Raw genomic sequence first — 20,310 nt, 5'->3', positions numbered from 1 at the left:
GGCCCTCAGGCAAACACAAGGATTGGCGGTGTTAGCCGCTTTCTTTTGCCTACTTTTCTTTGCGGCGGCAAAGAAAAGTAGGTGCCGCCCCGCACAGGGGCGACGTGTGAAGCACGCTAACAAATCGCGGATGCCAGCGCAAACGCAAGCCGCGGATGCCAGCGCAAACGCAAGCCGAAAACGCGAGCCGAAACCGCCAGCCCCGGATACATTTCAACAGGAGCTCGAATCAATTAACCCAATATTCGAGTCACTGTCGGTGAAGCTCAAATCCCCAAACTCCCATAGCTGAAGCATTCAGAGAAAACCCACCAGCACGACCCGTGCCATGCAACCGCTTTGTGACATTTCGAAGAAAAAAATCACAAAGAATCGTGGCACCTGCGGCACTATCCGCTGTCGTAACGGCACGAACCTTCTACAATCACCGAAACGAAGCCACCAGCACCACTAGCACAGGAGCAAGCTGATGCAGGATCCAGAAGCACTCGGCGGGTTGTCCCATCAGGGCGGCGTGGACTATCGCGGCGAGGAGAACGACGGCGCGTTCATCGCGCCTGAAAACCTGAACGTCGCGAGCGCGACCCAGCACGTGCTGAAGTCCGGCGGCACGTTTATCGTCAACGATCCCCTCGGCGACGTCACGGGCCACGACGACGGCCTGTTCGTCAACGACACCCGCGTGCTGTCGCAGCTGCGTCTGACCTTTGGCGGACGCGCGCCGTCGCTGCTGTCGGGCAGCGTCAGCAGCGACAACACGTCATTCACCGCGCATCTGACCAACCGTCCGCTGCCGCCGCTCGGCGGCAACAGCACGCCGGAGGGCGTGATTCACGTCGAGCGCGTGCGCGTGCTGTCGGGCACGGTCATGAACGAAGCGATCGAACTCACCAATTACGGCACGACAGACGCTGTCGTCCCGCTGTCCATCTCGTTTGCCAGCGACTTCCGCGACATGTTCGAAGTGCGCGGCCTGAAGCGCGCAAAGCAGGGCAAGGTCGAAACGCCGCGCGTACACAAGAACGAGGTGCTGCTCGGCTACATCGGCCTCGACGACGTGGCGCGCCACGTGCGCGTCGCATTCTCGCCGATGCCCGACAAGCTGCTTGCCGACCGCGCCGATTATTCGGTGAACCTGCCGGCCCAGGCTTGCGTGTCGATTTATCTGTCAGTGGCCGTGCAGGTCGCGGCGCACAAGGGCGCGCCCGATATCGACGTGCCGCAATCGACGCATACCGTGACTGAACTGCACGTCTCGCAGGTCGACGCGGCGCGGCCTCGCGTGGGCCGCACTGCCGTGCGCGCGGCGCTCGTCGATGCCCACCTGGTGATGCGCGAGCGGCGCCGCGCGTCGGCGCGCGTGCGTTCGAGCAACCCGTTGTTCAATGCGTGGATCGACCGCTCGCAGGCGGACCTGAATCTGCTCACAACAGATCTCGCCAGCGGGCCGTATCCGTATGCAGGCATTCCGTGGTTCTCGACGCCATTCGGGCGCGATGCCGTCATCACGTCGCTGCAGATGTTGTGGCTCCAACCCGGCCTTGCGCGCGGCGTGCTGCGGTTTCTCGCCGAGCATCAGGCGACGGAAGATTCCGCGTTCCGCGATGCCGCTGTCGGCAAGATCATGCACGAAATGCGCCGCAGCGAAATGGCGGCGACGGGCGAGGTGCCGTTCGCGCTGTATTACGGCGGTGTCGATACGACGCCGCTCTTCATCGTGCTCGCGGGTGCCTACGTGGCGCGCACGGGTGACACGCAACTAGTCGATGAACTGTGGCCCGCGCTCGAACGCGCGGCGAAGTGGGTGTCGGGCGTATGCGACCGCAATGTCTACGGGCTGCTCGATTATCAGCGCGCGTCGGACGGCGGGCTTGCGAACCAGGGCTGGAAGGACAGTCACGACTCCGTCTTCCACGCGGACGGACGCTTCCCCGAAGGGCCGATCGCGCTCGTCGAGGTGCAGGCCTATGCGAGCGCCGCCTTCGACACAATGGCGCATTTCTCGATGCTGCGCGGCCAGTCCGACGACGCGGTGCGCTACACGCAGCGCGCCACGGCGATCCGCGCGTGCGTCGAAGACAAGTACTGGATGGACGATTCGAACTTCTACGGCATCGCGCTCGACGGCAAGGGCGACCTGTGCCGCGTGCTCGCATCGAACGCGGGCCATCTGCTCGCGTTCGGGCTGCCTTCGCGCGAGCGCGGCGAGGCCGTCGCGCGCGCGCTCGAATCGACGCTGTTCCACACGGGCTGGGGCGTGCGCACGCTGGCGGCGGGCCAGCCGCGCTTCAACCCGATGGCGTATCACAACGGTTCGGTCTGGCCGCATGACAACGCGCTCTGCGCGCGCGGTCTCGCGCGCTATGGCGCGAAGGCGGCGGCCGTGCGTCTGCTGCAGGCGCTCTTCCAGGCGGCCGTCAACTTCGACATGCGTCTGCCCGAGCTGTTTTGCGGCTTCCCGCGCCGTCGCGGCGAACCGCCCACTGCGTACCCCGTCGCGTGTCTGCCGCAGGCATGGGCGGCCGGCTCGCCGTTCATGATGCTCGAAGCGTGTCTGGGCATGACGATCGACGCGCAAAAGCGCGAAGTGCTGATCGAGCAGCCCATGTTGCCCGAAGGCATCGACTGGATCGAGATCGGCGATCTGCGCGTCGGCGACGCGTCGGTGTCGATCACGTTCCGGCGCGTGGCGGGCAAGGTCGTGGCGTCGGCGGAGCAGGGCGATGTGCGGGTGATCGCGCTGCTGTAAGTCGATAGCTGCAATCGGCCGTGGGCCTTCGACGGAGCGCGAGATGCCGCAACAGAACGTCTATGTCGTGTTCAAGGGCGCGCTGAAGCTCGGCGTGCCCTTTCTCGATGGCTACAAGGGCGATCCGCACTATGTGATCGTCGTCGATGATCCGGCGGGTGGCGAATTCAGGATCGTCACGAATGTGAAATCGGACAGTTCGCTCACGGGGCCCGCCGGCTATCACGTGCTGTATTCGTGGAGCCAGTACTTCGATCACCCGATGGTGGCCGATCTCGCGAAGCTGCCGCCGGGGCTCACGCAGACGGGCTTTCCGAAGCTCGACTACGTGCATGATCCGCGTCTCGTCGATCTGTCGACCATGCGGCCCATCACGCTCGATACGGCGAACGCGCACAACGACATCAACGCGCTCGTCAACGACATGCTGCAACTGGATATGTCGGCGGCGCCCGTCGACTATCTGTATCCGGGCAAGAGCGGCAACGACATGCGGCGCGGCTGGAAGCCCGCGAAGAACGTCACCGTGTATGGCTTCGGCTTCCTGTTCGAGCCCGAGCATGACGGCTTGCACGAAACGCATATGAATCAGGGCAATCCGAAGCCGCAGCCGGGCAGCCGCGTCAGAGATCATTCGTCGGAAAACGGCACGTTTCAGGACGGCGCGGTGATGGTCGAGGTGGACGAGCGCTTTCAGGCGCTGTTCGTCGCGTTTCAGACCCAGCTCGTGCCGACCGACAACCGGGGCTGGCCGATTCCCGGCACGTCTCATCCGATTCTGGGCTAGTGTCTGCGTTTCAGTCGGCCGCCATCAACTCCAGAAGATTGCCGTCGGGGTCCTTGGAGAAGATCGAGTGACCCGGCTTCCCGTCTGCCGTCTTTCGAGGCGTCGGACCTTCGAGAACGGCAATGTTCTTCGATTTCAGCAGATCGAGTGCTTCGCCGATCGTGCCGCTCCATCGAAAGCAGATATCGGCGGCGCCGGGCGTCGGGTGTTCGGCCACGAGCCGTACGTTATTGCCGCGCTGATGAATGCTCAACACGGCGCCGCCCAATGCAACCTGTCGCACGAGCAGGTTGCCGTCCACGCTATGTTCGGCGACAACCTCGGCGCCGAACAGGTCGCGATAGAACGCGAAGGTAGACATCAGGTCGTCTACGGTGATGGCCACATGATCGATTCCGGTAATGCCTGTCATGGCTGTCTCCTGTGAACCACGCGAATGCTAGACGTAGCGTGTGAGCAGAAAATTATCCGCCGCGTCGCATCCGTCTTCCCGGTTCGCTAATTCCTGTCTCACTCTGCAAAGGCAACATGTTCTCAACAGAGCCCGGATCCGGGACGTCATCTCAGGAGAACGACATGGAAGCTAATGCAGAAACGATCTATCGCCCGTATGTCGATGCATTACTGAGCGAACTGAAAACGCGCGCCTATGAACCCGTCATCCGCCATCAGGGAAAAGACGTCACGAGAGGCGAGTTGCGCAGCGCAATTTTCCGCTATGCGCGGGCACTCGACGCACTCGGCATCGGCCGGGACGCGGTGGTCGCGCTCTATGCGCCGAATCGCCCCGATGCGCTGGCCGTTCGCTATGCGGCGAATCTGCTCGGCGCGGCCACCATGTTCCTGCCGGCGCTGGCGAGTGCCGAAAGCCGCGCGACCTTGCTCGCGCGAATCAGGCCGACGCTTCTCGTCGTGTTTCCGGAGACCGCCCATCTGGTTCGCGATGCTGTCGATCAGCGCATCGTGTCCGTCGGCTACGAGGGCCCATGGGTGCATCTCGACAGGTTCGCCAGCGTGCAGTCGGATCAACCGCTTGAAAGCCGTGCCATGCCGCACGAGCTCGCGGTGATCGTTTCGTCAGGCGGCACGACGGGCTTGCCGAAAGCGAGTCGCCGCTCGTTTGCCGCGTATTCCGCAATGGTGGTGTCGGCGCGCGACGCGAAGCGGCGTCAGCTCATCAATGGACCGCTCGCGTATCTGTCGCAAGTGCTGGTCGATACGACGTTGATCGGCGGCGGGAGTGTCGTGCTCGAACGGGAGTACCGTGCGCCGGCAACGCTCGCGATGATCGAGTCTGAACGCATCACGGATCTCTTTCTCGTCGAGCCTGAACTCTTCGAGATGATGGATCACCCGGACGTCAGCCGTCGCGATCTGTCGTCGCTGCGCTGTATTGCGCATGTCGGCGGCTCGGCGCCCGCGGCCCTGCGGCAACGCGCGGCGAGGCGTCTCGGCCCCGTGCTCGCGCATATGTATGGCGCAAGCGAAGCGGGACTCGTCAGCGTACTGCCGCCACCCGACTATGCGACAAACCCGGCGCGTCTGGATAGCGCCGGGCGCATCCGGCCTGGCGTCGAGGTGCGTTTGCGCTGCGTCGACGGGTCGCTCGCGGCCAACGGGCACGCTGGCAGCATCGAGGTCCGGTCCGCTGCCGTGGCGCACGGATACCGGAATCAGGCAGTCGAAAGCGCGCAGAAGTTCAAGGACGGCTGGTGCCTGACGGGCGATATCGGCTTGATCGACGATAACGGTTATCTTCATGTGATTGGCCGTTCATCCGACGTTGCGGAAATCGATCAGCGCACCATCGGTCCCGTGCATATCGAAGATGTTCTCTGCCGGCTGCCCGACGTGCGGTATGCCGTGGCATTCGCGGCGAATACCCAGGACGGCGAGCATGCATGGAATGCGGTCGTCGAGCCTTGGGCCGGACAGCGCGTGGATGTCGCGCGATGCACGCGTACACTGAACGCGGTGTTCGGCGATCTGGTGGCGAACGCGGTCAGGTTGTCGGAGGCTGGCGCGATACCGCTCACTGAACAGGGTAAGGTGGACAGAGTCGCGATCGAAAGGGTGCTGTTCGTTCAGCCGCGTACCACCATTGAAAAGCCGCCGCTCCGTGCGCATCGGCCGATGAGCGAGCGCCTTGGCGCCCGTTGATGTAATCAGGGCATGCCATCAGCGTGAGGAGATGAACATGCCCACTCATGCACGCTGGAACACGCGCAATGGCAAAGCAAAAGTTGCGCGTGCATGAAAGCGCGTACCGCTGGCGCTGTGCGTCTTCGCGATCGTGGTGTTTGGCATGGCCGAATCGGGACTGGCCGTCGCCATGCTTCACTGAGATCAGGCTAAACGTTCGAGCGCAGCCTTGAAAAGCGGCTTCCACGAGAGAATGTGCAGGCTGATCAGATCGCCGATCTGCTGAACGTCTCCTTTCGCGGCGAGTTCGATCATCTGGTAATGCTCTTGCACCGCCACCTTCTGCTGTTTGAGACCTTCTGCAGAGTCGATGCCGTAGAGCCGCATATCGTCCCGTAACTGCAGCACCATCTTCGTCAGCAGCGGATTGCCGACCTGTCCGACCATCGCCGCGTGGAACGCGCGATCGAGCGCGACGTAGGACGGCACGTCGCCCGCTTCGACTGCGTGCGCGACGTCGTCCGCGAGTTTGACGAGCGGATCGCGATCCTTCAAACCTTGACGGGCGAGGGTCTCGAGCGCGAAGCGTTCGAGCAGTTCGCGCATCGTGAAGAGATTCTCGAGCGCTTCCAGAGACAGCCGCTCGACACGGAACCCGCGGTTGCGCATGGCCACGAGCAGGCCGCTGCGCGCCAGTTCGAGCAAAGCCTCGCGGACGGGCGTGGTGGACACGCCCAGTTCGGTCGCGAGACCCGGCACCGAATACACGCTGCCTGGAGGCGTACGCCCCGAGACGATTTCCGCGCGCACACGTTCGACGACCTGTTCTCTTAGATTGCCTGCTCCATCGCCTTGCAGCAACTCCATCTCGCGCCTCGGTTTGGTCGGTTGGTCCGGTCATTGTAGTGGGTAACGCGCTACTGAGACTACTGAGATTCGACGGATCTACTATTGCACGATCGTGCTCAAAAACGGCGAAGGCCGGATGAGCCTGCCAGCTTGCGGATGCATGGGAGAGCGATAAGTACGCATCCGACATCCGCGCACTGCGAAAACCGGAGGTGCCATATTTAAGTGGTTGAAATCACGTGATTTTTTACGAGAAAAACGACGTATCTGTTGAGCTGGTGGAAGTGTTTCCAGTCGCCCTGCGGAAGCTTGTTGTCCGATCCAGGGTTTCTCCTCATTGCCGGTCAAAACGCGTGAACTAGAATCCACTCACTTCTTAGTAACGCTGTACTGTTACTACAGAAGCACTCTGTCAGCCGCCGGCGTTTCGCTTTCTGTAACGCAGCACGGACAACCCTTCGCGCACCGCGATCACGATCAGAACAAAAGGTGCCGGGTCCTGCCTTTGGATGTCTGATGGAACATCTAATACGTTGTCCAGAATGAACCGGGGAGGTCATCTATCCCAATAGCGTCCGGCTCCGTCTGGAACGGATGCTTGCGGCCATGTACAGAGGGAATAAATGCGAGTCTTATTGGTTGAAGACGATGTACAGGTTGGACAAAGCCTTTTTCGCGCATTGAAGGACGCGCATTACACGGTTGACTGGATCCGGGATGGCAAAGCCGCTCGCCTGGCACTTGAATCCACCAGCTACGCTGCCGTGCTGCTCGACCTGGGGTTGCCGGATATCGGCGGAATAGATCTTCTCAATGCACTGCGTGGTGCCGGCAACGCGGTCCCGGTGTTGATCCTCAGCGAATGCGACGACCTCGATGCACGCGTGCGCAGTCTCGACGTCGGCGCCGACGATTGCCTGCTCAAACCCGTCGACCTTCGTGAACTGCTTGCACGTCTGCGCGCGGTATTGCGGCGCAGGGCGGGGTATGCGACTTCACGCATCGGCGACGAATCACTCAGCCTCGATCTCGAGATGCGTACGTTGCATCGCAACGGCATTGCGACAGCGCTTTCGGCGCGCGAGTTTGCGCTGATGCACAGTTTTCTGGAGCGGCCAGGCACGATCCTGTCGCGCAGCCAGCTCGAAGACCGCATTTATGGATGGGGAAGGGAAGTCGGGAGCAACGCAGTCGATGTGCTGATTCATTCGATGCGCAAAAGATTCGGACAGTCGCTGATCCGCAATGTGCGCGGTCTCGGCTGGACGGTGGCGCATACCAGAGGCACTGAACCAGCCTAGTATTCGAAGGCGGGTCTAACGGCCCGCCTTCGGCATGCCGCGCGCGTCAGGATCGAATCCTTCCGGAACGGGTCAATTGATATCCGACGACAAGACCCACGTCATAGGCGCTTTCAAGCGCTCGCACGATATCGGCAGGCTTTACCAGCACGCGTTGTTCGGGCGCGTCGGCGTCCAGCAAATCGACATCGAAGCAGTCAGCGGCGATTTCACTCAACGTGGATAGTCGTTCATCGGTCAGAGCACTCATACGGCCTCCTTTCGTCTATCGGGCTCAATTCACACATGCCGCCATTTCTGGTTTGGCGTTTTGTACCTGAGCACGATAAAGGGAAAGAATTAGCCGCGAATGATTAACTGCTTCGCAACGCCGTGCTCGCGCATGGCAAGGAAACTAGGGTTGGGCAGGCACCAATGCCGAACTGATCGCGATGATCTGTTCGAGATCACGAAGACTGGCGGCGTTCGTTTTGCGCAGAATGGTCTTTACCTTTGTACGGACTGTTTCCAGCGAAACCTGCCTGACTCTCGCCACGTCCTCGACAATCCTTGATTCGCAATGTGCGCGGAATCGGCTGGACGATTGCGCACGCCAACGCGTAGCCCTGTCCGGGGCGCGTCCTCGCGGTTAATGCTGAGCTAATTCTGCGTCTTTACGATGCATAGTCATACCGGCGGACACATGCCGGTTAATCGCCCCCGCAGTCGCAACGCTTGCGACGTTTCTAGCTTTCTCAATTCATGGAGTAACTTATGAAGCCCTCAAAAATCTTGATGGTCCTGGTCTGTCTGGTTGCCGCTCAAGCGGTTAGCGCGCAGGAAAAGACGGTGTCCCCCGCAAAAATGACCTGCGCCGATTATGTCTCCGTCGATGAGGTGTATCGACCGGCTCTCGTTTATTGGGTCGCCGGAGTCGACAAGCTCGGTATCAAGGAGACGGACACGATGGTCGTCGATACGGCGCACCCCGTGGCGGAGACGGTAGCCGAAGCATGCACCAAGGATCCGCAGACTCCGTTTGTGTCGAAAGTCAGGTCCATGATCAAGGCGAAGAAGATCTCGCTCTTCCAGCATTCGTAATGACGCTGCCGGCGGCTGTGGCGAAAAGGCATAGCCCGTTGAACACGTATCGCCAGACTCGCCGCAACGTTTACTCATCACCTTTGTTTTCAGGAGCCGGCCATGCAGTCGCTTTGTGAACGGCCTTCACAGGACCAGGCTCGCGCTGCGAGACGAATCTATCGCGAGGCGTCGCCCACGGAAATGACTTACATCCGGACGGGCCTGTTCGTGGTGAGCCGCAGCAGTATCGCCGGGTCCATTAGCCGAGAGCAATTCGATACGACGATCGCATGTCTGGAGGCTCGCTATGGCATTCTTCGTTCGGTCGTCGAGAATGGACAATTCGTGGAGCGGGTGGATGAATCGTCCGCGGTTGAATCGTGGTTGTCTCCCGATACGTGTTCCGCCGATGCGTTATACGCAACGTTGCTGAATGCCGATCTGGATACGGGAAAGAGAATCTATAGTGTCCACGTCATTGCCGGTGAAGATGCTCTCGATATCTTCATGCTGAGTTCGCATGCAGTGACGGACGCAACGTCGCTGGTCGAACTGCATTCGTGTCTTGTTCATATCTGCGATTGCATCGTGCGCGGGACACGCCCGACGTTGGCGCCGCAGCCTGTCCCGGTCCCCGTCGATGCGGCGGTGAATCGAAGCCTCGCTTCGCTTTCGGGAGGATGTATTGTCGGTCCGGCCGCTTATTCTGGGGCATTTGCCGAAATTCCGATGCGCGCGCCATACGATGGCGGGCCAGTGACGCATCGCCTTGAGCAGACCGTGATCAACGCAAGCGATATGCAACGGATCAGCGCCGCAGCGCACGCGCACGGTTCTTCCGTGCACTCGCTTCTTCTCGCAGCATTTGCGCTCGCGATCGGCGACATAACGAAGGAGCAGCCGCGCCGGATTCTGATGCGGTCGTCCGTGGATATGCGCCGCAGGCTTGAGCCGCACGTTTCGGCGGAACTTGTTTTCTCGGCCATCACGGGACATATCACCCCTGTTCCCGATCTGGACCGGCCGTTGTTTGAGATTGCGAGGCATATCTTCGGTGAGATTCACGAGGGCGTCGTCAACGGACTCATCTTTCGCGACTACGCGAACTATGCAACGTCGTTCGGCAGCACGCAGCAGGCTCCCGTCGCGCTCAATATCTCCGACATGCAGGCGGTCAAATTTCATTGGCCGACGCAACAGCTGAAAGTGACGGGATTTGAGTATGCGTGTGGATGGTTGAAGAAATTCCCGAACGTTTCAGTTTCAGTTTTCGATGGAAGGCTGGTCGCGAACACGGTCTATGTCGAGCAGTTTGTCGATCCCGCGACCATGCGGGCGATCTCCGGGCGTGTCGTGGACAGACTGGTTTCTGCGATCTGACTGCCTGAAGTCCGAGACGAGGTTGACAATAAATAGATGACCAGTTATCTTGTTATCCATCGACTCAACGGAGATCACTAAGTTGCCACGTCCTGCCAATCCTCAAGTGCGTTCGCGTCTGCTGTCAGTGGGCCGCGATGTGGTTCACGACCGTGGTTTCAACGGCTGCGGCGTGCAGGACATCACGACGGCCGCTGGCGTGCCGAAGGGCTCGTTCTATAACTACTTCGAAAGCAAGGAAATGTTTGCGGCCGAAATTCTCGAAGACTACTGGCAGTCAATCGAAGACCGCCATGGTCCGATTCTGTACGACGCGCGAATCAGGCCGCTCGCGCGCATTGCGAAATTCTTCCGCGCATTGACGGACGATCACAGCAAGAGTGACTTCGCGCTGGGTTGTCTGATTGGCAACCTGTCGCTGGAACTGTCGAACGCCAGCGACGAGGCGCGCTCGAAGCTTCTGGCCTTGCTCGCGCGCTGGCAAGAGGCGCTGGCAGCGTGCTTGCGCGAGGCGCAGGAGCGCAATGAACTGGACCGCAAGCAGAACGCGGACGAGCTCGCGGCGATCGTGATCGAGGCGTACGAAGGCGCAGCCATGCGCGGCAAGATCGAACAGAGCGGCAACGCATACGAACGTTTCGAGAAGGTCGTATTGCCGCGGCTGCTTCGCTGAGTTTTTTTGCGGTTTTTATAAAGCGACCGGTCATCTATGTTTGACGTGCGTCCACATTTTGCGCGGTTGCGGTTTTCCTATGTAGTGACCTTTATATGGAGGGTTTTATGAGTAACGCGAACCAGGCGGCGCAAGAGAACGCAAACCCATACGCCGATCCTGCCAATCCGGCTTTGCCGCAGACTGGCTTCAAACTGGACCCCGCGAGGGCGGCACTGGTGGTAATCGATCCGCAGAATGATTTCCTGAGTCCGTCAGGGGCGAGCTGGTCGGTGTTCGGACCGAGCATCACCGAGAACAATACGGTCGCAAATCTGGGGCAGCTGTTCAAGACGGCGAAGCAGGTGGGCCTCACCGTGGCGGTTTCGCCGCACTATTACTATCCGTGCGACCACGAGTGGCATTTTGGCGGTCCGCTGGAAAAGGTGATGCACAACATCTGCATGTTCGATCGCAAAGGGCCGAACACGCTTGAGGATTTCGAGGGATCGGGCGCGGACTTTCTTGACGAGTACAAGCCGTACATTCTGGACGGCAAAACCATCATCGCGTCGCCGCATAAGGTGTATGGGCCGGAGACGAACGACCTGGCGTTGCAACTTCGCAAGAAGGGCGTGTCGCAGATCATTCTCGCCGGCATGGCGGCGAATCTTTGCATCGAATCGCACTTGCGCGAGTTGATCGAACAAGGGTTCGAAGTTGCCGTGGTACGCGACGCTACGGCAGGTCCGCGATTGCCGGACGGCGATGGTTATCTGGCCGCGATCATCAACTTCCGTTATCTCGCGCACGCGCTTTTGACGACGGAGCAGACGGTTCGGGAACTCACGTCCTGATCGGACCCGGCACGAATCCAATGCGCAGCGTTTGCTGCGCTTTTGCTGCTGGATCGTCGGCGGCGTGCGCCGTATTGACGGAGAACGTGAACATCTCTTCATTGCACTCACGCGAATAACGTAAGCGAAAATCGGTCGTTAACCGAGAAACGATGCGTCCCTATACTGGCACGCTTATTCGTCGACGAAACGTCGACGCCCGGCATGCTCATGCCGGTCCGCATGTCCAGTACAAGGAACCACGAATGCCCGCTCAAGACCTCACGGATCGTGCCGCAAGAGCACGCCTTCAGACGACGCTCGCCGGCTTGCCCGCGCTCGCGAAAGCCATCGGCGAAGGCGCTGCGTCGCGCGAGGCGGGGCGCGAGTTGCCGTACGACGGCTTCGCGCTGTTCCGGCAATCGGGGCTCGGGCGTTTGCGCTTGCCTGTCGAATGGGGCGGCCTGGGTGGCTCGCTCGAAGACGTGTTCGATGTGATCGCCACGCTCGCTGCCGGGGAAAGCAACCTCGCGCACGCGCTGCGCATTCATTTCGACCAGACCGAGGCGTTGCTGCTACAGCCGCGCACGGCGTTCAACGCGTTACAGATCGAGCGCGTCGTCGAGGGCGCGATTTTCGGCGGCGCTTCGACGGAGCTGGGCACGTCCCGTCCCGGCGAGATCACGACGCAACTTCGCCGCGACGGCGAGCACTACCGCTTGAGCGGCCGCAAGTACTACGCGACGGGCACGGCGTTCTCCGACTTCGCACGGCTGAACCTGCAGGATGAGAACGGCAATCCCGTGGTCGCTATCGTGCCTGTCAAACGCGAAGGATTTCGCGTGCTCGACGACTGGGACGGCATGGGCCAACGGATGACGGCAAGCGGCAGCCTCGAATTCGACAACCTGCTGGTGCTCGCGGACGAAGTCACGCCGCGCGTGCAGACCACCTTGGCCGGCCGTCACGGCGGCGCGCTGCGGCAGTTGCATCTCGTCGCAGTGGGCGCCGGGATCGTGCGCAACGTGGTCGCCGATGCCAAGGGCTATGTGCTGCGGCATGGCCGTCCCGCGCTGCACAGTCCCGCGCCATCGGCGCGCGAAGACGCGTTCATCCAGCAGGTGATCGGCGATCTGACGGCACACAGCCATACGATCGACGTGCTGGTGCGCGACAACGCACGCGTGCTGGAGCGCTCTTCGCAGGCGATCCGCAATGGCGAGCCCGATGCGGAGGCACGCGTGCTCGAAGGCGCGCTCGCGACGGCGCGAACGCAACTGATCGTCAGCAAGCTCGCGCTGTATGCGGCCGAGCGCATGTTCGAAGCGGGCGGTGCGTCGGCGACATCGCGCGTGCATAACTTCGATCGTCACTGGCGCAATCTGCGCACCATCTTCAGCCACAACCCGCTATTGCACAAAGCGCGCGTGATCGGCGATTACGAACTGAACGGCGTGACGACGCATCTGACGGAAGGCCGTGTTTTCTAGGGCGATTCGCTCGCGCAAGCGCGCATAGCGTGCAACGGCATATCGATGTGCCGATTTCTTCGTGGCGGCGCGCAAGCGCCGCATTCGACAATACCAACGATACATTCCAACAGGTGCCTCGCGCGATGAGCCGTGATCTTCTTCTGTTGCTCGAACCCGGATTTACCGATCCCCGCTATCCGGGCGAACGTTTCATCTGTCCCGACGGCGCGCCCATCGAAGGGCTGCTCGCAAGCGACCCGGCGCGCGTTGCAGGGCTGGACGTGCGGCGCGTGCCGTTCGAGCGTCCGCGCCAGGCTGTCGTCGAAGCCCTCGACGAAGCGCATCAAGGCTTGCCCGTACTCGTGCTGGGTGACGAGCAGCCCGCGCCCGCCGATGCGCAGACGTTGGGCGAGCGCCGCTTCGTCACCGACACGCGCCGCATCCTCGACCTGCTCGCCGAGCGCCACGGCTTTCCAAAAGTGCATTGACGCATCAGTGAAAGCATCATGAGTGCGCGTGCAAGCGCACCCGACACAGCGGAGAATTTCGATGAGCCGTATCACGGCACCGGCCACGCCGCGCCGCCTGCATCTGAACGTCAATATCCTGCACTCGGGCTTTGTGCCTTCGGCGTGGCGGCTGGCCGACGCGGACCCGCGCGCATTCGTCGACGTCAATCACTATGTGCGCGTCGCGCAGATCGCCGAAGCGGGCAAGCTCGATGCCGTTTTTCTCGCGGATAACGCCGCGATCGTCGATCAGATCGATTTCCGGCCCATCACCGCGCTGGAGCCGACCGTGCTGCTCGCGAGTATCGCCGCCGCGACGACACACATCGGCGTGATCGGCACGGCATCGACGAGCTATAACGAGCCTTACAACATCGCGCGGCGTTTCGCGACGCTGGACCACGTGAGCAACGGACGCGCGGGATGGAACGTCGTGACGACGGCCGATCTGCCGTCCGCGCGCAACTTCGGCCGGGATGCCGTGCCGGACCATGCGCAGCGTTACGAGCGCGCCGCCGAGTTCACCGAACTCGTGAAAGCGCTGTGGGACAGCTGGGAAGACGATGCCTTCGTCGGTGACAAGACGGGCGGCCGTTTCGTCGATGTTTCGAAAGTGCATGCCGTCGCGCATCGCGGCCGGCACTTCGATGTGCAAGGTCCGCTGAACCTGCCGCGCTCGCCGCAAGGGCATCCCGTGGTGGTGCAGGCGGGCGGCTCGCCCGATGGCCGCGATCTCGCCGCGCGCCACGCAGAAGCGGTGTTTTCGGCGTCCCAGTCGTTCGAGGAATCGGCGGCGTACCGGCGCGACCTCAACACGCGCGCGGCGGCCTACGGGCGTCCCGGCGTGAAGGTGCTTGCCGGTCTCACGACGATCATCGGCGTGACCGAGGCCGACGCGCTGCGCCGCCGCGACGAACTGGTCGATCAGATTCCCTGGCGCTACAGCTTGAACCGTCTGGCGGGCACGCTGGGCATCGACGCGGAGCGTCTGAAGCTCGATCAGCCGTTGCCCGACGATCTCGCGCTGCCCAGCGGCGGCAACGGCAACCATACCTTCTTTCACGCGACCATCGCGCAGGGCCGCCGTCACGGCTATACGGTGCGCGAACTGATCCGCTCGCTGGCAGGCGGAACGGGGCATCGCGTGATCGTCGGCACGCCCGAGCAGATCGCCGACGATATCGAGCACTGGTTCAACGGCGGCGCAGCCGACGGCTTCAATCTGATGCCCGATGCGTTGCCGAGCGGTCTGCAGGACTTCGTGGACGGCGTCGTGCCGATCCTGCAGAAGCGCGGCATTTTCCGCTCCGGCTACGAAGGTGCGACGCTGCGCGAGCACCTTGGGCTCGCGCGTCCCGACAATGCGCAGCTATGGCGCAAGAGTGCCTGAGTCCACGCACATCCATTCCTATTCTCTCCAGTCATGAGTACACGCAAGGGTCATTTGCGCCTCGGCGCTTTTCTGTATCCGACGGGACATCACATTGCCGCATGGCGCCATCCCGACTCGCTGGTCGACGCCGGGCGCAATTTCCGGCACTACGTCCAGCTCGCGCAGGCCGCTGAGGCCGCGAAATTCGACCTGGTCTTTCTCGCGGACGGCGCGGGCACGCGCGGCGACAACGTCGATTTTCTCAGTCGCACCGCGCACAGCTATGTCGCGCAGTTCGAGCCGCTCACGCTGCTATCGGCGCTCGCCGCTGTCACGGAGCGGATCGGTCTGGTCGGCACGGCATCGACGACGTTCAACGAGCCGTATCACATCGCGCGCAAGTTTGCGTCACTCGATCACATCAGTGGCGGGCGCGCAGGGTGGAATCTCGTCACGTCGTCGAGCGCGCACGAGGCGAAGAACTTCAACTTCGACGAGCATCTCGCGCATGCGCGGCGTTATGAGCGCGCGGTCGAATTCGCCGAGGTCGTCGAAGGTCTGTGGGACAGCTGGGACGAAGACGCGTTTGTGCGCGACAAGGCATCGGGGCGCTACTTCGATCCGTCGAAGCGCCATGTGCTCGACCATCGCGGCGAGTTCTTCAATGTGCGCGGGCCGCTGAACGTCGAGCGTTCGCCACAGGGCAGGCCCGTCGTCGTGCAGGCGGGTTCGTCCGAGGCGGGCAAGGCGCTGGCCGCGCGCACGGCGGAAGTGATCTTCACTGCGCAGCAGACGCTCGACGATGCCGTCGCGTTCTATGCGGACGTCAAAGGCCGGATGGCGGCGTATGGCCGCGAGCCGGACGATCTCAAGATCATGCCGGGCGTGATGCCGATTGTCGGCGCGACGGAAAGCGAGGCACGCGAAAAGTTCGACGCGCTTCAGTCGCTGATCGATCCCGCCGTGGGGCTTGCGCTCGTCTCGACGGTGACGGGTGGCTTCGACCTGTCCGGTTATCCGCTCGACGGTCCGATACCGGAACTGCCGGAAACCAACGCCAGCAAGAGCCGCCAGTTGCTGGCGCTCGAACTCGCGCGGCGCGAAAACCTGACGATCCGCGAACTGTATCTGCGCATCGCGGGCGCGCGTGGGCACTGGCAACTGGTCGGCACGCCGGAGCAGATCGTCGATGCGCTCGAAGAGCGCTTCGTCAACCATGGCGCGGACGGCTACAACGTGATGCCGGCGCTGCTGCCCAACAGCCTCGACGATTTCATCCGGCTCGTGCTGCCGGAACTGCGGCGACGTGGGCTGTTCCGCAGCGAGTACGAAGGGTACACGCTGCGCGAGAACCTTGGTTTGACGCTGCCTGTTTCGCGCTACGCGCGCGAAACGGTGACGCAGTGAGTTGTCGCGAGTACTTGCGTCACCCATAACGGGTGACGCATTCGAACCCATACCAGAACTATCAGAACTTCACGCGCACACCCGAGAACACCGCGACCTGACGATTCGTCGATGAAGCCGTGCCGGCGTCGGCAATAGCCGCAATCTTCTGATAACCCGTGCCGACACGCGTCGATGCATCGCCCGCTGCGAGTTGATAAGCCGCCGACAGATAAAGGTCGGTGCGCTTGGACAACGCGTAATCGACGCCAAGTGTGAACTGATGCCAGCGCGGCTTCAGGTTCACGCCGTTGGTGCCGGGCAGATTGCTCGCGCGTCCATCCGTGTACGTGTACACGCCGATCAGCGTCAGCGCGGGCGTGAACAGATAGCGCGCGTTCAGATCGTAGTTGTTGAACTTGCGCGACGAGCCATCGCTGTAATCGAGCTGCGTATGGCTCCACGCAAAGCCGAATGTCGCTGCGCCGAGCGCGTAGCTGGTGCCCGCTGCCGCAATCTGCTGACGCACGACGCCGCCATTCAATCCATAGAAGAACGCGCCGCTGTAGTCGTCGCCCGATGTGGTCGATGCGCCGCCGATCGCGCCACCCGTGTTCGATGCGGCGTTCGGATGATTCAATACGTTATAGCCGCCGCCGATCGAGAACGGACCGTTCGTGTAGTTCGCCGCCACGCCCCATGCGCGGTTGTTGCTGAAACCCGTGCCGTTGCTGCTGTTCGCCTGGTTGCTGAAGGCGTAGAGGCCGTCGACGGTGAAGCCCGCAATCGTATCGCTGCGGAACTTGACTGCGTTGTTGACGCGGAAGGTCTGGTTCAGATTGTCGTTGTCGCCGATGTGTGTCGACGGTGACCAGAAGCCTGGGCCCGCATACTGCGACACGAGATCGGTCACAGGATCGTATTGCCGGCCAACGGTCACCGTGCCGATGCCCGTCTTCTGCACGCCCACGAAAGCCTGGCGGCCGAACAGGCGTCCGCCTTGTCCCGCTGTGCCGTCGTTCGGACGGAAGCCGCTTTCCAGCGTGAAGACCGTCTTCAGTCCGTCACCGAGATCTTCGACGCCGCGCAAGCCCCAGCGGCTGCCGTTGAGTTTGCCGCTCGTCTGCTGGATGTTGCTCGCGCCTTTCTGGTTGTTGGTGTAGGTGATGCCCGCATCGACGAGTCCATACAACGTAACGACACTCTGCGCATGCACGAGTGCGGGCGATGCAGCGACAAGACTTGCGGCGCTGGCCAGAACAACACGCTTCATTGGATTCCCTTTTTATTGAAGTCACTGGATTAATAAGGAACCCGATGCTATTAGGGAGAACACTAAACACGAAGCAACTATTTCTACTTTGTTATTCAAATGCAATGCGATTTACAACGGACTTTCGCAGTGACATGCAGATCAGCCGCGTAGCTGATTTGGTTATGGCATAGTGGCCCTCTCTCCGGACCCGCAACTTCAAGTCGATATTCATCGAGGCTCTATGATCGATTTCTCCGCCGTGGCGGCTGTGTTCTCTGTTTATATCGTCGGTGTCGTGATACCGGGGCCGAACTTCGTCGCAGTCGCGCACAAGTCGGTGTCGGCAACACGTCACGATGCATTTGCGCTCGTCGCGGGGATCGTATTGGTCAATCTCTTCTGGGCCACCTGTGCGATTCTCGGCGTCGGCATCGTGTTTGCGATCTTTCCGTGGATAGCCATAGGCGTGAAGCTCGCCGGCGCGGGCTATCTGATCTGGTTTGGCCTGCGCCTCATCATGTCGGCGGGCACGCGTCCGACGGCGATGCAAAAACCTTCGGCGTCGTCGAGCTTTGGCTCGGCGTTCATGCAAGGTGTCGCGACCAACATTGCCAATCCGAAATCGATCGCTTTCTACGCGGCCGTGTTTTCGACGGCGGCGCCTGCGCATGTGTCAGCACCGACCTTCCTCGCGATGCTCGCGACCGTAGGCGTGGTGGCGTCGTGCTGGTACGGCGGCGTCGCGCTGTTTCTGTCGCATGAGGCTGTCTCGGGCGCGTATCGCCGCGCACAAAAATGGATCGACCGTGCTTGCGGTGCGGTGATCGTCGCGCTTGGCATACGAGAGGCGCTGCGCTGACCGCGCCGTCTGTTTGTGTTGGCGCAAAAGGAGGACGCTCGTAAATCGGCGAGCCAGCAAAAAGGGGTAGACTTTCGGCTACGCACGCTGAACCGGGTGCGACGGGGCGCTCATTAGAGTCGCCCCGTCTGCCATGTGCGCAGGTTGTTTTCAGTGCTACAGGACATACGTATTGAAGACAGGCCGAACAGAATTGAGGTCCACAACCCATGCTCAAACCCGAATTCAATGACGCGGGCAGCGCGCGTCCAGAACTGCTTTGCTACCTCGTGGCCACCGCGGCTGCATCGTACGCGTTGACGCAGGAGTGGCGCGTCGATCATGTCGTCGAATGCTGCCGCCGCTGGCTCGCGAAAAACGAGGTGAAGATGGACTGGCTCGACCGGGTCCGGATAGGGCAGTTCGCGTTGAAGATCGCGAGCAAGGATCTGCTTGACGCGGGCATCGCCGTGCGTCTGTCCAGTGTCAATGCGCTCTTTACGAGCGAGATGGAGCTGAACGAAGCGAGCACGATGGTGCAACGGATGATGTCCTTGTGTCAGGAAGCGCTCTGAGCACGTTTTGATCAAACGTCAAGCCTGAATGGCGGAGGGTTGCACCGGGCGAACACTGTGTTGCAACTTCGATAGCTGATCGCGAGACGGGGCCAATTCATACTTCGCGATGGTCGCGCACCGCATCGTGCAGGTGCGAGCGTTCAGCTTAGAGGTTGTCGTGAATACATCTGAAGTCAATCAAGTCCTCTCAGGTCTGACTAATCTGGTCAGAGAACGCGTGGCAGTCGTGGCGCGAAGACGGGCCGTGCGCGCGGCAATTTTCGCGCTCGTGCCCTTGCTCATGCAGGCGTGCGCGAGTTCCGGTCCCGTCGTCGAGACGGGCGATGCGGGGCGATACACGTTGCACGCATCGGCGGCGGGCGGCAGCGCGGCGTGGGCGAGGTCTCACAAGGCAGTCATGCAGAGCGCAAGCAACTTTTGCGCGCAACGCGGCGAGGTGCCGAGCGTCGTGACGGAGTCGTCCAAAGGCGTGCGGGCGCTCGAGACCCACGAGGCGCAGCTCACGTTCGAATGTCACCCGCACTTTTGACGGACGCGTCAACCAATACGACAGACGAAACGGAAAGCTAAAAGTGCAGCGGGCGTAAGCCATCGTTAAGGATCCGCAGCTATAACGTTTGATGCAAATGCGATCTGGGTGGCGCTGCCAGTCAACGATCAAAAAAGGGTGACCCGGACTCGCGGATTCAACCGACGACAGCGTCGATGTCCATTCAGAGGTCGCCCGTCATGACGATCAACTCTCGCTCCATTGGGCGTGTTCCCGCGCTTGTTCCCAGGCTTGTTCCCGCGGCATTCGCGCTGCTGCTCGCGACGCCAGCCTACGCCGGGTCCACCTGTCCTGACTTCGTGATTCTGCCGTCGGGTAGCGTGTTCAACATCGCGAAGCTGATCGCGGATACGGGTTCTCCGGAGGCCGCGCTCAAGAAGGCCAAGGGCGCACTCGATGAGATCGCCGCAAACGGCGGTTGTCCGAAGTCAGTGCGACGCGCCGTGTGTGACGAAACGATGGCTGTGGCGAGAAAAGCCGTCGTCGCGCTTGAAGCCTGCGCCGCGCATGGTCCTCAGGCTGACGGCGTGGACAAGGACGGGCGCACTGCATCGAAGTAGGCGGGGCACTAAGCAGGTCACTAAGCGGCCGC

The 20,310-nt window shown here is 61.5% G+C and carries 20 protein-coding genes; 16 read left to right on the top strand and 4 right to left on the bottom strand.

Translation table 11 applies throughout. The features are described 5' to 3' along the window. Positions 1-469: 469 nt before the first annotated feature. Together C2L65_RS24165 and C2L65_RS24160 are read left to right on the top strand one after the other, a co-directional pair. A complete protein-coding gene (locus C2L65_RS24165) occupies positions 470-2,749 on the top strand; it encodes an amylo-alpha-1,6-glucosidase (protein ID WP_042308997.1) in 2,280 nt (759 codons plus the stop codon). Positions 2,750-2,792: 43 nt separating this feature from the next. Continuing rightward, positions 2,793-3,536 carry a DUF2278 family protein gene (locus tag C2L65_RS24160; RefSeq protein WP_042308995.1) on the top strand — a complete coding sequence of 248 codons (744 nt, stop codon included), beginning with the start codon at positions 2,793-2,795 and terminating at the stop codon, positions 3,534-3,536. A 10-nt stretch (positions 3,537-3,546) separates the two neighbouring features. Here the strand turns inward: C2L65_RS24160 and C2L65_RS24155 are convergent, their stop codons facing one another. Then, positions 3,547-3,948 carry a VOC family protein gene (locus tag C2L65_RS24155; RefSeq protein WP_042308993.1) on the bottom strand — a complete coding sequence of 134 codons (402 nt, stop codon included), beginning with the start codon at positions 3,946-3,948 and terminating at the stop codon, positions 3,547-3,549. Between the two features lie 164 nt (positions 3,949-4,112). Here C2L65_RS24155 and C2L65_RS24150 point away from each other — a divergent pair, with 164 nt between their 5' ends. Continuing rightward, a complete protein-coding gene (locus tag C2L65_RS24150; RefSeq protein WP_042308991.1) occupies positions 4,113-5,696 on the top strand; it encodes a class I adenylate-forming enzyme family protein in 1,584 nt (527 codons plus the stop codon). 186 nt (positions 5,697-5,882) lie between these two features. Here the strand turns inward: C2L65_RS24150 and C2L65_RS24145 are convergent, their stop codons facing one another. After that, the gene (locus tag C2L65_RS24145; RefSeq protein ID WP_042308989.1) at positions 5,883-6,545 is read right to left on the bottom strand and encodes a GntR family transcriptional regulator; all 663 of its coding nucleotides are present in this window, start codon (positions 6,543-6,545) and stop codon (positions 5,883-5,885) included. 605 nt (positions 6,546-7,150) lie between these two features. Here C2L65_RS24145 and C2L65_RS24140 point away from each other — a divergent pair. Then, positions 7,151-7,828, top strand: coding sequence for a response regulator transcription factor (locus tag C2L65_RS24140; protein ID WP_042308987.1), 678 nt, complete (start codon positions 7,151-7,153; stop codon positions 7,826-7,828). 46 nt (positions 7,829-7,874) lie between these two features. On the opposite strand, the gene C2L65_RS45625 is transcribed toward C2L65_RS24140, so the two are convergent. Then, the gene (locus C2L65_RS45625; protein ID WP_156132303.1) at positions 7,875-8,078 is read right to left on the bottom strand and encodes a hypothetical protein; all 204 of its coding nucleotides are present in this window, start codon (positions 8,076-8,078) and stop codon (positions 7,875-7,877) included. Between the two features lie 503 nt (positions 8,079-8,581). On the opposite strand from C2L65_RS45625, the gene C2L65_RS24130 reads away from it, so the two are divergent. From C2L65_RS24130 to C2L65_RS24095, 8 genes are all read left to right on the top strand, one after another. Beyond that, positions 8,582-8,908: an HdeA/HdeB family chaperone gene (locus tag C2L65_RS24130; RefSeq protein ID WP_042308984.1), complete on the top strand. Its 327-nt coding sequence runs from the start codon at positions 8,582-8,584 to the stop codon at positions 8,906-8,908. Between the two features lie 210 nt (positions 8,909-9,118). Next, the gene (locus C2L65_RS24125; protein WP_156132302.1) at positions 9,119-10,270 is read left to right on the top strand and encodes a phthiocerol/phthiodiolone dimycocerosyl transferase family protein; all 1,152 of its coding nucleotides are present in this window, start codon (positions 9,119-9,121) and stop codon (positions 10,268-10,270) included. 82 nt (positions 10,271-10,352) lie between these two features. Next, on the top strand, positions 10,353-10,943 hold the full coding sequence (locus C2L65_RS24120; protein ID WP_042308980.1) for a TetR/AcrR family transcriptional regulator: 591 nt from the start codon (positions 10,353-10,355) through the stop codon (positions 10,941-10,943). Between the two features lie 107 nt (positions 10,944-11,050). Next, a complete protein-coding gene (locus tag C2L65_RS24115) occupies positions 11,051-11,779 on the top strand; it encodes a cysteine hydrolase family protein (protein WP_042308978.1) in 729 nt (242 codons plus the stop codon). A 245-nt stretch (positions 11,780-12,024) separates the two neighbouring features. Continuing rightward, on the top strand, positions 12,025-13,248 hold the full coding sequence (locus C2L65_RS24110) for an acyl-CoA dehydrogenase family protein (protein WP_042308968.1): 1,224 nt from the start codon (positions 12,025-12,027) through the stop codon (positions 13,246-13,248). A 125-nt stretch (positions 13,249-13,373) separates the two neighbouring features. After that, on the top strand, positions 13,374-13,718 hold the full coding sequence (locus tag C2L65_RS24105; RefSeq protein WP_042309012.1) for a DUF3088 domain-containing protein: 345 nt from the start codon (positions 13,374-13,376) through the stop codon (positions 13,716-13,718). A 61-nt stretch (positions 13,719-13,779) separates the two neighbouring features. After that, the gene (locus tag C2L65_RS24100; RefSeq protein ID WP_042308965.1) at positions 13,780-15,129 is read left to right on the top strand and encodes an LLM class flavin-dependent oxidoreductase; all 1,350 of its coding nucleotides are present in this window, start codon (positions 13,780-13,782) and stop codon (positions 15,127-15,129) included. A gap of 33 nt (positions 15,130-15,162) precedes the next feature. Next, positions 15,163-16,518 carry an LLM class flavin-dependent oxidoreductase gene (locus C2L65_RS24095; RefSeq protein ID WP_042308963.1) on the top strand — a complete coding sequence of 452 codons (1,356 nt, stop codon included), beginning with the start codon at positions 15,163-15,165 and terminating at the stop codon, positions 16,516-16,518. 61 nt (positions 16,519-16,579) lie between these two features. Here C2L65_RS24095 and C2L65_RS24090 read toward each other — a convergent pair whose 3' ends face one another. Beyond that, a complete protein-coding gene (locus tag C2L65_RS24090) occupies positions 16,580-17,770 on the bottom strand; it encodes a porin (protein WP_042308960.1) in 1,191 nt (396 codons plus the stop codon). 223 nt (positions 17,771-17,993) lie between these two features. Here C2L65_RS24090 and C2L65_RS24085 point away from each other — a divergent pair, with 223 nt between their 5' ends. From C2L65_RS24085 to C2L65_RS24070, 4 genes are all read left to right on the top strand, one after another. Continuing rightward, entirely contained in the window at positions 17,994-18,611 is a 618-nt protein-coding gene (locus tag C2L65_RS24085; protein ID WP_042308959.1) for a LysE family translocator, read from the top strand. A 209-nt stretch (positions 18,612-18,820) separates the two neighbouring features. Then, positions 18,821-19,165, top strand: coding sequence for a hypothetical protein (locus tag C2L65_RS24080; protein WP_042308957.1), 345 nt, complete (start codon positions 18,821-18,823; stop codon positions 19,163-19,165). A 229-nt stretch (positions 19,166-19,394) separates the two neighbouring features. After that, positions 19,395-19,697, top strand: coding sequence for a hypothetical protein (locus C2L65_RS24075; RefSeq protein WP_233446529.1), 303 nt, complete (start codon positions 19,395-19,397; stop codon positions 19,695-19,697). 200 nt (positions 19,698-19,897) lie between these two features. Beyond that, positions 19,898-20,278, top strand: coding sequence for a hypothetical protein (locus C2L65_RS24070; RefSeq protein ID WP_042309010.1), 381 nt, complete (start codon positions 19,898-19,900; stop codon positions 20,276-20,278). Positions 20,279-20,310: the final 32 nt, after the last annotated feature.

This window comes from Paraburkholderia terrae, from assembly GCF_002902925.1.
Lineage (GTDB): Bacteria > Pseudomonadota > Gammaproteobacteria > Burkholderiales > Burkholderiaceae > Paraburkholderia > Paraburkholderia terrae.
This window is presented reverse-complemented; position numbering and strand designations above follow the sequence as displayed.

Excerpts from the sequence above, each read along its gene's own strand:
- C2L65_RS24160 (WP_042308995.1), top strand. The coding sequence starts at position 2,793 with ATGCCGCAACAGAACGTCTATGTCGTGTTCAAGGGCGCGCTGAAGCTC.
- C2L65_RS24085 (WP_042308959.1), top strand. The coding sequence starts at position 17,994 with ATGATCGATTTCTCCGCCGTGGCGGCTGTGTTCTCTGTTTATATCGTC.
- C2L65_RS24105 (WP_042309012.1), top strand. The coding sequence starts at position 13,374 with ATGAGCCGTGATCTTCTTCTGTTGCTCGAACCCGGATTTACCGATCCC.
- C2L65_RS24145 (WP_042308989.1), bottom strand. The coding sequence starts at position 6,545 with ATGGAGTTGCTGCAAGGCGATGGAGCAGGCAATCTAAGAGAACAGGTC.
- C2L65_RS24165 (WP_042308997.1), top strand. The coding sequence starts at position 470 with ATGCAGGATCCAGAAGCACTCGGCGGGTTGTCCCATCAGGGCGGCGTG.
- C2L65_RS45625 (WP_156132303.1), bottom strand. The coding sequence starts at position 8,078 with ATGAGTGCTCTGACCGATGAACGACTATCCACGTTGAGTGAAATCGCC.
- C2L65_RS24130 (WP_042308984.1), top strand. The coding sequence starts at position 8,582 with ATGAAGCCCTCAAAAATCTTGATGGTCCTGGTCTGTCTGGTTGCCGCT.
- C2L65_RS24090 (WP_042308960.1), bottom strand. The coding sequence starts at position 17,770 with ATGAAGCGTGTTGTTCTGGCCAGCGCCGCAAGTCTTGTCGCTGCATCG.
- C2L65_RS24100 (WP_042308965.1), top strand. The coding sequence starts at position 13,780 with ATGAGCCGTATCACGGCACCGGCCACGCCGCGCCGCCTGCATCTGAAC.
- C2L65_RS24070 (WP_042309010.1), top strand. The coding sequence starts at position 19,898 with ATGACGATCAACTCTCGCTCCATTGGGCGTGTTCCCGCGCTTGTTCCC.
- C2L65_RS24150 (WP_042308991.1), top strand. The coding sequence starts at position 4,113 with ATGGAAGCTAATGCAGAAACGATCTATCGCCCGTATGTCGATGCATTA.
- C2L65_RS24115 (WP_042308978.1), top strand. The coding sequence starts at position 11,051 with ATGAGTAACGCGAACCAGGCGGCGCAAGAGAACGCAAACCCATACGCC.
- C2L65_RS24155 (WP_042308993.1), bottom strand. The coding sequence starts at position 3,948 with ATGACAGGCATTACCGGAATCGATCATGTGGCCATCACCGTAGACGAC.
- C2L65_RS24110 (WP_042308968.1), top strand. The coding sequence starts at position 12,025 with ATGCCCGCTCAAGACCTCACGGATCGTGCCGCAAGAGCACGCCTTCAG.
- C2L65_RS24095 (WP_042308963.1), top strand. The coding sequence starts at position 15,163 with ATGAGTACACGCAAGGGTCATTTGCGCCTCGGCGCTTTTCTGTATCCG.
- C2L65_RS24140 (WP_042308987.1), top strand. The coding sequence starts at position 7,151 with ATGCGAGTCTTATTGGTTGAAGACGATGTACAGGTTGGACAAAGCCTT.
- C2L65_RS24080 (WP_042308957.1), top strand. The coding sequence starts at position 18,821 with ATGCTCAAACCCGAATTCAATGACGCGGGCAGCGCGCGTCCAGAACTG.